This is a genomic window from Jeotgalicoccus nanhaiensis (assembly GCF_015235105.1).
GTDB lineage: Bacteria > Bacillota > Bacilli > Staphylococcales > Salinicoccaceae > Jeotgalicoccus > Jeotgalicoccus nanhaiensis.
In genome coordinates, this window is the sequence record NZ_JADGLW010000002.1 from 276,523 (window position 1) to 288,926 (window position 12,404).

The following is a 12,404-nucleotide window of genomic DNA, read 5'->3' on the forward strand; positions in this document are numbered from 1 at the left end:
ATGTATATGCATAAGAGGATACGTATACATGAGAGCAGATTTTAACCCATAATAAAATTTCTCATCAAAAAAGAGAGTCCAAAATCGACTCTCCAGCATAATATTCGTTTATCGACCAAATGAAAATGTCACATCAGGCTGATAACTTATGTTCGACCGTATGAAGGACATGTTCATTGAGGCGATAAAAAGCTTTGGTTCCAAAGAACAAGACGCAATGGGATGATTATATACATTTGTCTCATTGAACATCTCACATTGAGACAATTATGCGTCTTCACATCAAAACAGGCACCATACTCATTCCTTCCGCTGTTCCAGTTTCCGGTTCAGCGCCTCGAGCCGCGCTTCAATTACATCTTCGCGGTCGCGCAGCCGGTGTCTATGGACTATTTCTTCATCTTTTTCAAAGCGTTCTAAAATATCCAGAGTAAATGCGCTGTACGATTCATACTCATCCTGATGCATCTCATAAAGAGACTCGTATACCCAGTTTAGAACCGGAAAATTCAACGGTTTAAAGGGTGTATCTGCCAGATGCTGGTAGCGTTCCTGAAGTAGGCTGATCAACTCCTCAGTAAAACCGAATGCTGTCATATCATACTCGTGTTTCCCGTAAAGTTTCAGCGCGCGTTTATAAGATGTCGCTGCGCCGATAATATTGTCTCTTCGGTAATGGTATTCACCGGTCACGATCAGCACGAAGAACACTTCAGCGTCTTCTTTCGTAAAGTCACCCTTGTCTTTCCATGCATCTTCCATGATTTCATGGCATTCGAAGTAATCTTGCTTTATAATTAATTCGTTAAAGAATTGTAACAGTATTTTTTTATCGATACGTATCACTCCTGAAATTGAGGTTTTGTAATGACTGCTTATAAAGTGAAATTAGATGTTTTTGAAGGACCGCTCGATCTGCTGCTTCATTTGATTAAAGAACTTGAAATCGATATTTACGATATTCCGATGAAAATGCTCACTGAGCAGTATATGGAATATATTAATCAGATGAAAGAACTTGAGCTCAACGTTGCAAGCGATTATCTCGTTATGGCGAGCGAGCTTGTGAAAATTAAAAGCCACATGCTGCTGCCGGAACCCCCCATGCCCGATGATGATTATGAAGATCCGCGCGAGCAGCTGATGTCCCAGCTAATAGAATATCAAAATTATAAATTATATGCTGAAGAATTGAATAAGCTGAAAGCGGAGAACAGTCTCCAGTTCACCAAAGCACCGCATGCTTTCGAAGATGAGGACGAAGATTCCGGCACTCTCGAGCTGAGTCTTCACGACTTGCTTGAGGTCTACAGCAAAGTAAAGTCGCGCGTCTCTCTTAACGAAGAGTCCTATGTCGTCGTGCAGCGCGAAGTTTATACGAAGGAACAGGCAGTGACTTTTATCGCCTCGAAATTTAAAGACAGAAAATCTTTAAAAATGACCGAGCTTCTTACTTTCGATGAACCCCGCAGCAAAGTAGTGCAAGTATTTATTACTATACTAGATTATATCAGTCAAAATCTCTATCAGATTACACGCATCGATGAAGATGATTTTGAGCTCGAAAGGTTGGCTTAGATTTGGAAAAAATAAACATCATTGAAGGTTTATTATATATTGCCGGCGACCTCGGTTTAAGTGAAGAAGCACTGATGATGCACGTGCCGATTACTAAAATGCAGCTTGAGGCCGAAGTGAAAAAATACGATAAAGAACATTTAACAATTACCCGTCACGGCGACATGTACTTTTTAAAAACGACGGATAATATGGAGAAATATATTAAAAGAGTACTCGCTGACCGGCCGGCGAAGAAGTTATCCCAGGCGGCGCTTGAAGTGCTTGCAATAATTGCCTACAATCAGCCGATTTCAAGGAACGGCATAGAAAGCGTTCGCGGCATTCAGTCGGACGGTCCAATTGCAACACTGGTCAATAAAGGGCTGGTGAAAAAGAAAAATATTAGTGACGAACGCGCTCAGCATTTCGAAACCACTCAAAGCTTTTTGGAAATATTCGGTCTGGAATCTTTAGATGACCTGCCGGCAGATGATATGATAGCAGAACAGGAAGAAATCGACTTGTTCTTCAATAGCTTAAAGGAGCAAAATTAATGAAAACTACACGGTTAAATAAAAAAATTGCAGATGCAGGCATTACTTCACGGCGAAAAGCGGACACACTAATAGAAGAGGGCCGCGTTTTCGTTAACGGCAAGAAAGTTACTGAACTCGGACTTCAAGTGACTGACAAAGATCAGGTTACTGTCGACGGCGTGCAGCTGACCAAAGAAGAGCCGGTCCATATTTTATACTACAAGCCGGCAGGTGAAATCTCTGCTGCAGAAGACGATAAAAAGCGCGATACAGTGATAGACGCTTTTCACGATATCGACGCGCGTCTTTATCCAGTAGGCCGGCTCGACTACGATACTTCAGGGCTTTTGCTCGTTACGAACGACGGTGAGTTTACCCAGCTTATGACACACCCGAAATTCGAAATGAAGAAAACATACAGAGTTAAAACAGACGGAATCTTACTCCGCCATCAGCAGGATGAAATGCGCCGGGGCATCAGACTCGACGACGGCAAAACTGCACCTTGCGATTTAAAAGTTATCCGCGACAAGGGCGGCAAAGATATGATTTTGGAAATTACAATTCATGAAGGACGCAACCGTCAGGTGAGAAGAATGTTTGAACATTTCGGTTTAAATGTCACAAAGCTGACACGCATCCGTTTCGACTTCCTGACACTCGACGGCTTAAAAGAGGGCGACTACCGTTTCCTGAAGCCTCATGAAGTCAAAAAGTTGATTGCGAACAGTAAGAAGTAAGCGTTTAAATGTCATAATACTGTCAAACCGCAACAAAATGTGTAGTGTTATAATTGGTGCTGCGTACGCATTTTATTGCGGTTTATATTAATGTGGAAAGGGGCCTGACGTTGAAAAAAGGAACTAGAAAAATTATTCGTACAGGTACAATTATTACAATCGCCGCTTTGCTCGGCATTACACTTTATTTAAATTTGAGGGACGGCTCTCAAACTGTCAATGTCGGAGACGAGGCAGTGGATTTTAAACTGGAGACACTGGACGGTGAAGAAATTCAGCTGTCTGAATTAACTGCCGAAAACGGCGTTATTTTGAACTTCTGGGGAACATGGTGCAAACCATGCCGCGAAGAAATGCCGGAAATGAACCAGGTGTATAACGAAGGTCATGAGGATTATGAAATTATTGCTGTGAACGTTTCTGAAAACAAGCAGCAGATTGAGCAGTTTCTTTCGGGATTATCTGAAGATCTCGATTATCCGATAGCATTGGATCCAAACCGCAGTGTAACGAAAGCTTATAATATCGGACCACTGCCGACGACTGTCGCTGTTAATAAAGAAGGTGTCGTCGTTAAAAAACAGGAATATCAACTGACTAAAGAGGATATCTACGCATTTATAGATGAATCTCTGGAATAGGATGACCTAATATGGAACTCAAGGAAATTAAATGTAATCATTGCGGTCATGTAAACCCTCCGGGCACCCAGCTGTGCCAGTCCTGCGGTAAGATGATCAATGAAGATTACGACAAGAAAAAAATTAAAGACCTGATGCGCTATGACGGTAGTGCAGTGCGTTCAAAGGTACGTTCACAAAGTATTTTCGATAAGATATGGAACTTTTTCACCTCCATTAAAGTCGGCGTAGGAATCATTGCGATAATCGCAATAGCCGCTGCTATCGGAACAATCTTGCCTCAGGAATACTTTATTCCAATCGGTGCAGACCCGCTGCAGCACTATACAGAACAGTACGGTACATTCGGTACCTTATACTACAAACTCGGCTTTACGCAGCTTTATTCATCATGGTGGTTCGTGCTGCTGATGGGGCTCCTTGCCCTCAGTCTGATTGCAGCGAGTGTCGACAGAGGAGTCCCGCTGTACAAGTCATTAAAAAATCAGCGTGCCAAAAAACACGCTTCATTTTTCAAGCGCCAGCGTTTATTTAAAGAATATGAATCAAATGAAAATGCTCAAGCACTTGCCGAGACATTTGAAAACAAAAAATATAAATTAAAAACTGACGGTGACCACTATCTCCTTGAAAAAGGCCGGCTGTCAAGATGGGGCCCTTACATTAACCATACAGGGCTGATTATTCTGCTTGCAGGAAGTATGCTGAGATTCTTCCCCGGTGTATACATTGATGAAATCATTTACGCACAGGAAGGCGAGACAGTAAGCATACCGACTACCGACGGACAGTATTACATGCGTAACGACGGTTTCACGCTGGATACATACGATGAAGATGCCGGCACGGTTTTTGATCAGTCACTGCAGAACAATATGGAGATGACAATCAGCAACTTCCAGACAGATATTACGATGTTTGAGAACAAAACAGCAGATATCGTCGGTTCATCACCGGATCTTGAAGAAATAGAAAATTACAGTATCCGCGTGAACCACCCGTATTACTTTGACGATTACGAGCTGTATCAGTCAAGTTACGACAACTCGCAAATGAAATCGATGACATTCAGGCTTGAAGATTCAGAAGGCAATGTACTCGGCGAGAACTTCACAGTCGGTCTCGATGATCCGGCAGACAGCTATGAAATAACTGAAGATATTACGATTAACATGAAAGCTTATTCTCCCGACTTTTTAGAAATCGATGAAAATGGAACATTGATATCCGAAACACCGGTTCCTACAAATCCGGCCTTCGTCTTTGAAGTCGCAGCAGGAGATACTTCGGAACTCAGTCTGCTGCAGATTATGAATTCAACGGATATTACACAGGATAACGAATACAGTATTAAATTCGTCGAAGCCGAAGAGCATATGGCGAGTGTACTGACATTGAAAAAAGATTTATCAATGCCGATTATTGCAACCGGATTTGTGATTTTCCTCATCGGATTATTTATCGGGTCATACATTAATCACCGCAGAATTTGGATTAATGCAGAAGGCGACACGATGAAGATAGCCGCTCACACTAACAAAAACTACTTCGGACTGAAGAAAGAAATGAATGCAGCACTTGCATCCTACGACCTTCCCGAAGTATTCGATAAACAGGAAAAAGAGGAAAATGACAAGATGAAAGGATAGTGTTTAAATTATGGAATCAACCTTTTTATCACTCAGTAACACATTTATATTTATTGCGTTTCTTATACTGCTGATTGCACTTTTACCGCTCGGCATAAGTATTAAATCAAAATCAGAATCGAAAAAATATGAAAAACTTGCAATCTGGATGATTGTAATCGCGTTTATACTTGAACTGGCTTACTTTATAATGCGCTGGCTCGCAACGGGCCACGCGCCGGTCTCAAACATGTATGAATTTATAGCGATGTTCTCTATTATGCTGATCGGCGGATTTTTAATTACCTATCATTATTTCAAAACGAAGGTGTTCGGTCTGTTCGCCATTCCGGTTTCACTGCTCCTTCTCGGATACGGCAGTCTGTTCTCAACAGACGTTCAACCTCTGATACCGGCATTACAGAGTAACTGGCTGGCTATTCACGTTATTACTGTTACCTTGTCTTATGGTATACTGTCCATGAGTGCAGTTGCAGGACTGATCTATTTAATAAAAGCTATTCCTGCAGATGAAAATTCATGGCGCGCACGCTGGCTGGAAGCAGTCATGATAGCGATTCTGACTGTTGTAATGTATATGGTGACAACGGTATTTATGCAGAACATTATCGGCTACAATGATGAGTTCTACTATACCGACCAGCAGGGCCAGCAGGTTATTGCTGAATACCATCTTCCAAGCCTGATTAATTACAATGATGCAATACCGGTAGAGCACGTAGGCAACAATGAATATGAGCCTGTCGACCACTTCCACCTTGGAATTGACCTGCCTCCGGTTATTAAAGCACATACTTTAAATACAGTAGTATGGTCGATTATTATCGGTTTGATTACGTATGGAATTGTACGTCTGATTATTAGAAAACGTCTGTTTTCACTGGTTAAACCTTTAACTAAAAAAGCCGACCTTGCGCTGATGGATGAAATAGGCTACCGATCTGTTATTATCGGATTCCCGCTGTTTGCACTCGGAGGTATCTTCTTCGCTGCAATCTGGGCTCAGATTGCGTGGAGCAGATTCTGGGGCTGGGACCCGAAAGAAACGTGGGCCTTCATTACATTTATGTTCTATACAATCTTCCTTCACCTCCGCTTAAACCGCGGTTATGAAGGCGAAAAGTCTGCATGGTTAGCCGTAGGCGGGTTCATTCTTATTCTGTTTAACCTGATTGCGATTAACTTAATTGTAGCCGGCCTGCATTCCTACGCATAATATGAAAAGAGGGTAATTATGGCAGAAAAAATATTATTAGTCGATGATGAAGAACGTATTCGTAAATTGCTTAACTTGTACCTGACAAGAGAAGGGTATGAAATTACTGAAGCAGGAGACGGCAGAGAAGCACTGGAGCTTGCATTAAACAATGATTTCCACTGTATTCTTCTCGATTTGATGATGCCGGAAATGAACGGGATTGAAGTCGCAAAAGAACTGCGCAAGGAAAAATCAACACCCGTTATTATGCTGACAGCAAAAGGTGAAGAAGCTGACCGTGTCGAGGGACTTGAAGTCGGTGCTGACGATTATATCGTGAAGCCGTTCTCGCCCCGCGAAGTCGTGCTGAGAGTAAAAGCAATCTTGCGCCGTTCTTCTGAAACGGCCTTTATCGAGAACGATTCATCAGCAAAAGATATGATCGTGTACGAACATCTTGTTATCGACAACGACGCTCATCGCGTCCTCGCCGATGACAAAAAGGTTAATTTAACACCGAAAGAATACGAGCTGTTATTATTTTTAGCGAAGAGTCCGGATAAAGTATTTAACCGGGAAGAACTGCTGAAAGAAGTGTGGAACTATGACTTCTACGGCGATTTAAGAACAGTCGATACGCACGTTAAGCGTCTCCGCGAGAAACTGAACAAAGTTTCTCCGGAAGCAAGCCAGATGATTCACACAGTCTGGGGTATCGGCTATAAGTTCGAGGTTAATGACAAATGAGTTTTTTCTCCAGCGTTGTAACTAAACTGTGGTTTACTATCTTAATGATAGTAACTACAGTTTTAATTATATTATCGATCATTTTGAGTTTTTATTTCCGAAATTATGCGCTCAGCAGTACAGAAGAACACCTGGAAGACGAACTGAGCCGGATTGAAAATGTAGTGCTGTCGACGCATACACTTGATTTAAACGACTCGTACCTCTCAGCTGAAGAAAACCTGATTATTTATTCCGATGGACATTTCATTGCCGGCGACAGCGAAATGGCTGAAGAAATATACAGCGAAATTATTACTTCTGATCTGACTTCCAGCACTTTTATCGTCAACGATATAAACGAACGGGAATTTATGGTTAAGGTGTCTGATTTGAGCGAGTTCTTCGAGTCGGATACAGCAATTATAAAATACAGTGATCTTGACAGTCTCAACCAGTCATTTTTAACAGTCTTAATTATTCTGATAATCAGCGCGGCGGTTCTTTTCTTAATGACAACTTTCTTTGCGTTTTTCTTAATCTCAAGAATTACTAAACCGCTGATAGCCTTAAAAAATTCATCCTTCTCAACAGCAGGAGGGAAATACAACCAGCTTAAAGTGACCTCGAGAGATGAAATCGGCGAGCTGACACTGGCATTTAATAAGATGAATAACAATATTAAAAATACAATTACAGAACTGACTCATGAAAAGAATTTAAGAGAAACTGTCTTTTCGTCACTGTCGAACGGAATTATATATTTTAATACGTCAGCAGAACCTGTCTACTCTAATGACAGGGGACAGAGTTATTATCAGCTGTTCCAGCAGAATCAAGAAGAATTCGAATCCTTTAAGTCGCTGATCAAAGAAGTTTCGAGGTCGGATGAAAACCATCTCGAGCGGCTCGATATTGAAGATCTGCATCTGCAGCTTGCCATGTCTCCAGTTAAATCGCTTGAAGAAGAGAATGGGGTCACGGTACTCATCCGGGATATTACGGATGAATATAATACAGAAAAAATGCGGACGGACTTTATTTCGAGCGTCTCTCATGAGTTGAAAACGCCGATGGTGATGCTGAGCGGATATTCAGAAGCTCTGCTCGATGATATAGTAACCGAACCCGAAGAAGTTAAGGAAATGGTCTCGATTATAAAAGACGAATCCGACCGTATGAACAAGCTGGTCAGTGAACTGCTGATTATTGCCCGCATGGATTCTGATGATGTGCTGTACGATATTAAAGAGCAGAACTTTACTATGCTGCTCGATGAACTTCATCAGCGCTTTGATTATAAGCTGAAAGATAACAATATTGAGCTGGTTATAGAGGCCGGGAGTGAGATGGTGCAGTTCCCGTTTGACTACGATAAACTGAATCAGGTCTTTACTAACTTAATCGATAATGCAATACGCTATACATCACGAGGAGATATGATTACAATAAATGTTGCAGAAGATAATGAAGACTATGTAAGCATCGAAGTCCGTGACACCGGTACAGGTATTAAGCGTGAGAATCTGAAACATATATTTGAACGATTCTATAAAGCCGATGAAGCACGGACAAGAGGAAAACACGGCACCGGTCTCGGTCTTTACATCGTCAGCAATATTATTAAAAAACACGGCGGAACGATTACTGCAGACAGTATCTTCGGCGAAGGTACAGTATTCACTATTAAACTGCCAAGAAAATAGAAGGGAATGAGCCATTTGGACAGACAGCGACTTCGGAAAATTATTTACATCAGTATATTAAGTGCACTCGCCTTCATTCTGATGCTGATTCAATTTCCGCTGCCTTTTCTGCCGCCATTCTTAATGCTCGATTTATCCGACATACCGGCCTTTATCGGTTTTATATTGTTCGGAGGCATCGGCGGATCATTAATCATCATTATGAAAATAGTGCTGTACAGCATTTTAATGGCAAGTGAGCCAATCGGACCGATAGCAAATCTGCTCGCTGCATTTTCATTTTTGCTGCCTGTATACTTTTTCTATTACAAGCGAAAAACAGCGAAAAGCTTGATTGCAGGCTTTATAGCGGGGACTGTCGTGCTGACGCTGGCCCTTGCGGTACTCAACTACTTCGTACTGCTGCCGGCATACGGCCTGATCGTCGACCAGACAGATATTTTCAATAACCTCCGTACGGTAATTACAGCGGGAATTATTCCGTTTAACATTGTTAAAGGTATTATTTTAAGTCTGATCTGTTATGTAATTTATAAAAAGGCGGTTCCTGTTCTGATGAACAGACAGTAAATGAAAGTCATCCGGATATCCGGGTGACTTTTTATTTGGAGGAGTATTTAGCTGGTTAAGGTGTTGGCTTTGGTTTACAACGGGAGAATGGTGTTGTTGTTCGAAGCAGTCCGGTTTACAACGGCCTAACGGTGTTGTCATTCGAGGACGTTCGGTTCACAACGGCGAAGTGATGTTGTTATCCGAGGACGTCCGGTTTACAACGGCGGCCGCGCGATGCTATTCGGAGGCGCTCAATCCGTAAATTCTTTCCAGACAAAAAAAGAACGGAATCAATGATCCCGTTCTTGATATTTAAATCAATTTATTCATATTTTAATGGATCGCCGTCGAATGGTGCATCCTCAACTTTAATCGAGTCTGTCGGGCAGCCATCGAATGCGTCTTCCATGTCTTCAAGCAGGTCCTCAGGCACAGCCGTAACGCCTTTATTATCATCTAAAATGACGTAAGCAATGCCGTCGTCATCGTAATCATATATATCTGGTGCTGCAGCACCACATGCACCGCATGCGATACAAGTATCTTGATCAACAATTGTGTACTTTTTTGCGCACATATATTTCACCTCTTAACGTTTACGATTAGTTCATAACTAATACTAAGAGAAAATCAAAAATTTATCAATGAACAAAAATCGAATTTGTTAACAATCCACCGTAAGTATGATTACTCTTTAAATGTCCATACAAACAATATATAATTAAACCAAGAATGCAGTTACTAGGAGAATGCGCTATGAAAGATGATTTTTACAAAGATATTAACCATAAGCGTGCACAGGATGAGAAGTCTGGTAAAACAAGTGCAGGTAACAAAAAGTCTGAAGAACGAGAACACAAAACTTTAAGCCGCAGTGCGCGTCATAAAACTAAAGATGCTGCTGACAGTAAACAGCCGGAGAAAAAAGCTCCGAAAAAACAGCAGCCGAAAGATAATAATTTTACAGATAAGCTGAAAGGGTACTTCAGCCGGGAAAATGCCGAAAAAGGCAAGGCGCTGTTTGCAGGAAAGTTATCCTCATATAAACAGCGCATTAACAATGAAATTAAAATTTCCAAAGAAAAACTCGGAGGCATCGGTGCTGCAAAAGCAGCTGATAAAAAGCCCGAACAAAAGAAAGACGGCGGACAGAAACGCATGCTTCCCTGGGTACTTGCCATACTCGTTTTAATTCCTATTACAGTCTTATTGGCATTTTTAATATTTTCGAATTTCTGGCCGTCATTGAACGATGAAATGCAGGTGGCCGATGAAAACACTTCGGAAGAAACCGCAGACGGTGAAGAGACAGAAGAAGAACAGGCTTTTAACGAGGAACTTGAAGCCCAGAAAGCAGAACACGAAAGACGGCTGGCTGAAAACCGCAATGAAGATTTAACTGCAAAAAATATTGAAACAAATTACTCTCAGGAAGAACTTCAAGAGCTTGAAGAAGCTGCGCTCAGCGCAATCCGCGGCAAGGAAGACGGTTCCGAGGAAGAGAATCAGCCAGCTGAGGAAGAGTCGGAAGAAAACTCAGAAACTGATTCGGACACAGAAACCGCAGATAACAGTACAGAAAACGAAACGGAAGAAAATACAGAAACAGATACAGACTCCGACTCAGATGAAACAGAAAACGCCAATGCTTCTCACGTCGTCACATCCGAAGATAACTTATACCGTATTGCTATTCAGTACTACGGCGACGGCAGCGCAGAAAATGTACAGCGCATCATGGAAGCAAACGGCGTTACTCCGGATAATCTGACCGTTGGACAGGAACTTATAATACCGTAAATGAAAGTAGGCCATTAAATGTCACACATCAGCATCGCAATTGACGGGCCGGCTGCTGCCGGCAAGAGTACTATTGCAAAACGCGTCGCAAAAAAATTAGGATTTTTATATATCGATACCGGTGCAATGTACCGCGCAGTTACTTTGTATGTGCTTGAACACGGCGATGATATTATTAAAGATATCGCTTCGCACATTCACATTACATTTGGCATCAACGACGAAGTATACTTAAATGATAAAGATGTCTCAAAAGAAATCCGCTCGCCGGAAGTTACAAATAACGTCAGCCGTGTTGCGGCAGCCGGCGAGGTCAGAACATATCTCGTTGACATGCAGCGTGAAATAAGCAGAACGAGCAGTGTTGTAATGGACGGCAGGGATATCGGCACGACTGTGCTGCCAGATGCGGACTTGAAAGTTTTTATGATGGCTTCTCCAGAAGTCAGAGCAGAGCGCAGGCTGCTCGAAGAGACTGCACGCGGCAACAACATAGATTTAGCCACACTGACTGCGGAAATCATCCGCCGCGATGAAATTGACAGCACGAGAGAAATTTCACCGCTCGTTCAGGCTCATGACGCAGTCCTTCTCGATACGAGTCAGCTGTCGATTGAAGAAGCTGAAGCAAAGATAATTCAGCTGGCGGAAGATAAACTGGAGGTACAGTAAATGATATATGAAAGTGCGAAGTTTTTAGTTAAATGCTATTACAAATTAAGATTTAAAATAACGGTAATCGGCGAAGACAGAGTACCATCATCGGGGCCGGTTATGCTGGTCTCAAATCATATTTCGGATTTCGATCCGCCGCTGATCGGTCTCGCTCTGGAACGCCAGCTGTCATTCTTTGCAAAATCGGAATTATTCGAACTGCCGGTCATCGGTAAAATATTCCCGAGCCTGAACGCGATTCCCGTATCCCGCGGGAAGAGTGACAGAGCTGCTCTGAAAACTTCTATTAATGCATTAAAAGAAGACCGCTGTCTGTTAATATTTCCGGAAGGCAGCCGCAATAAAGAAGACGTTAAAAAATTACAGCCTCTTCAGCAGGGGGCGAGCTTTATCGCCAGCAAATCAGAAGCACCGATTGTGCCTGTAATTATTAAAGGCGAGTATAATCGAAAAAAAGGTGTTACAATAGTATTTGGCAAGCCGATCGATACGAAAGAGTTTTTAGAGGCAGGCAATACACGCAAAGATTTAACGCTTAAATTAGAGGAAAATCTTAACAATTTACTATTTTCTGAATAATCACTTGACAAAAGACACGAATTGTAAGAAGTTATTTATATA

14 protein-coding genes are annotated in these 12,404 nt (G+C 42.0%); 12 read left to right on the forward strand and 2 right to left on the reverse strand.

What is annotated here, in order from left to right; genetic code table 11:
• Positions 1-300: 300 nt before the first annotated feature.
• Positions 301-846 carry a DUF309 domain-containing protein gene (locus IR135_RS03625; RefSeq protein WP_167753353.1) on the reverse strand — a complete coding sequence of 182 codons (546 nt, stop codon included), beginning with the start codon at positions 844-846 and terminating at the stop codon, positions 301-303.
• Positions 847-867: 21 nt separating this feature from the next.
• On the opposite strand from IR135_RS03625, the gene IR135_RS03630 reads away from it, so the two are divergent.
• From IR135_RS03630 to IR135_RS03670, 9 genes are all read left to right on the forward strand, one after another.
• Positions 868-1,578: a segregation and condensation protein A gene (locus IR135_RS03630; RefSeq protein ID WP_135096799.1), complete on the forward strand. Its 711-nt coding sequence runs from the start codon at positions 868-870 to the stop codon at positions 1,576-1,578.
• A 2-nt stretch (positions 1,579-1,580) separates the two neighbouring features.
• The gene (gene scpB / locus IR135_RS03635) at positions 1,581-2,114 is read left to right on the forward strand and encodes an SMC-Scp complex subunit ScpB (protein WP_135096801.1); all 534 of its coding nucleotides are present in this window, start codon (positions 1,581-1,583) and stop codon (positions 2,112-2,114) included.
• Positions 2,114-2,836, forward strand: coding sequence for a pseudouridine synthase (locus IR135_RS03640; RefSeq protein ID WP_135096803.1), 723 nt, complete (start codon positions 2,114-2,116; stop codon positions 2,834-2,836). Before scpB ends, IR135_RS03640 begins: the two co-directional genes overlap by 1 nt.
• 110 nt (positions 2,837-2,946) lie before the next feature.
• Entirely contained in the window at positions 2,947-3,477 is a 531-nt protein-coding gene (locus tag IR135_RS03645) for a redoxin domain-containing protein (protein WP_135096805.1), read from the forward strand.
• A gap of 11 nt (positions 3,478-3,488) precedes the next feature.
• The gene (locus IR135_RS03650) at positions 3,489-5,126 is read left to right on the forward strand and encodes a cytochrome c biogenesis protein ResB (RefSeq protein ID WP_135096807.1); all 1,638 of its coding nucleotides are present in this window, start codon (positions 3,489-3,491) and stop codon (positions 5,124-5,126) included.
• A gap of 10 nt (positions 5,127-5,136) precedes the next feature.
• A complete protein-coding gene (gene ccsB, locus IR135_RS03655) occupies positions 5,137-6,342 on the forward strand; it encodes a c-type cytochrome biogenesis protein CcsB (RefSeq protein WP_135096809.1) in 1,206 nt (401 codons plus the stop codon).
• 18 nt (positions 6,343-6,360) lie between these two features.
• The gene (locus IR135_RS03660; protein ID WP_135096811.1) at positions 6,361-7,071 is read left to right on the forward strand and encodes a response regulator transcription factor; all 711 of its coding nucleotides are present in this window, start codon (positions 6,361-6,363) and stop codon (positions 7,069-7,071) included.
• Positions 7,072-7,115: 44 nt separating this feature from the next.
• Positions 7,116-8,756, forward strand: a complete 1,641-nt coding sequence (locus IR135_RS03665) for a sensor histidine kinase (RefSeq protein WP_228063403.1) — start codon at positions 7,116-7,118, stop codon at positions 8,754-8,756.
• A gap of 15 nt (positions 8,757-8,771) precedes the next feature.
• A complete protein-coding gene (locus IR135_RS03670; protein WP_115884321.1) occupies positions 8,772-9,326 on the forward strand; it encodes an ECF transporter S component in 555 nt (184 codons plus the stop codon).
• Positions 9,327-9,630: 304 nt separating this feature from the next.
• On the opposite strand, the gene IR135_RS03675 is transcribed toward IR135_RS03670, so the two are convergent.
• On the reverse strand, positions 9,631-9,885 hold the full coding sequence (locus IR135_RS03675; protein ID WP_115884320.1) for a ferredoxin: 255 nt from the start codon (positions 9,883-9,885) through the stop codon (positions 9,631-9,633).
• 179 nt (positions 9,886-10,064) lie between these two features.
• Here IR135_RS03675 and IR135_RS03680 point away from each other — a divergent pair, with 179 nt between their 5' ends.
• From IR135_RS03680 to IR135_RS03690, 3 genes are read left to right on the forward strand one after another with little or no spacing between them, the layout of a single operon-like run.
• Positions 10,065-11,108, forward strand: coding sequence for a LysM peptidoglycan-binding domain-containing protein (locus IR135_RS03680; protein ID WP_167753354.1), 1,044 nt, complete (start codon positions 10,065-10,067; stop codon positions 11,106-11,108).
• Positions 11,109-11,126: 18 nt separating this feature from the next.
• Positions 11,127-11,780, forward strand: a complete 654-nt coding sequence (gene cmk / locus IR135_RS03685) for a (d)CMP kinase (protein WP_135096817.1) — start codon at positions 11,127-11,129, stop codon at positions 11,778-11,780.
• Positions 11,781-12,362 (forward strand): lysophospholipid acyltransferase family protein, encoded by a 582-nt coding sequence (locus tag IR135_RS03690; RefSeq protein ID WP_135096819.1) that lies wholly within the window; start codon positions 11,781-11,783, stop codon positions 12,360-12,362. It begins immediately after the preceding gene.
• Positions 12,363-12,404: the final 42 nt, after the last annotated feature.

Bases quoted from the DNA above. Each gene is read 5' to 3' on its own strand.
- IR135_RS03630 (WP_135096799.1), top strand. From the start codon at position 868: ATGACTGCTTATAAAGTGAAATTAGATGTTTTTGAAGGACCGCTCGAT.
- IR135_RS03640 (WP_135096803.1), top strand. From the start codon at position 2,114: ATGAAAACTACACGGTTAAATAAAAAAATTGCAGATGCAGGCATTACT.
- IR135_RS03650 (WP_135096807.1), top strand. From the start codon at position 3,489: ATGGAACTCAAGGAAATTAAATGTAATCATTGCGGTCATGTAAACCCT.
- ccsB (WP_135096809.1), top strand. From the start codon at position 5,137: ATGGAATCAACCTTTTTATCACTCAGTAACACATTTATATTTATTGCG.
- IR135_RS03660 (WP_135096811.1), top strand. From the start codon at position 6,361: ATGGCAGAAAAAATATTATTAGTCGATGATGAAGAACGTATTCGTAAA.
- IR135_RS03665 (WP_228063403.1), top strand. From the start codon at position 7,116: ATGATAGTAACTACAGTTTTAATTATATTATCGATCATTTTGAGTTTT.
- IR135_RS03675 (WP_115884320.1), bottom strand. From the start codon at position 9,885: ATGTGCGCAAAAAAGTACACAATTGTTGATCAAGATACTTGTATCGCA.
- IR135_RS03680 (WP_167753354.1), top strand. From the start codon at position 10,065: ATGAAAGATGATTTTTACAAAGATATTAACCATAAGCGTGCACAGGAT.
- cmk (WP_135096817.1), top strand. From the start codon at position 11,127: ATGTCACACATCAGCATCGCAATTGACGGGCCGGCTGCTGCCGGCAAG.
- IR135_RS03690 (WP_135096819.1), top strand. From the start codon at position 11,781: ATGATATATGAAAGTGCGAAGTTTTTAGTTAAATGCTATTACAAATTA.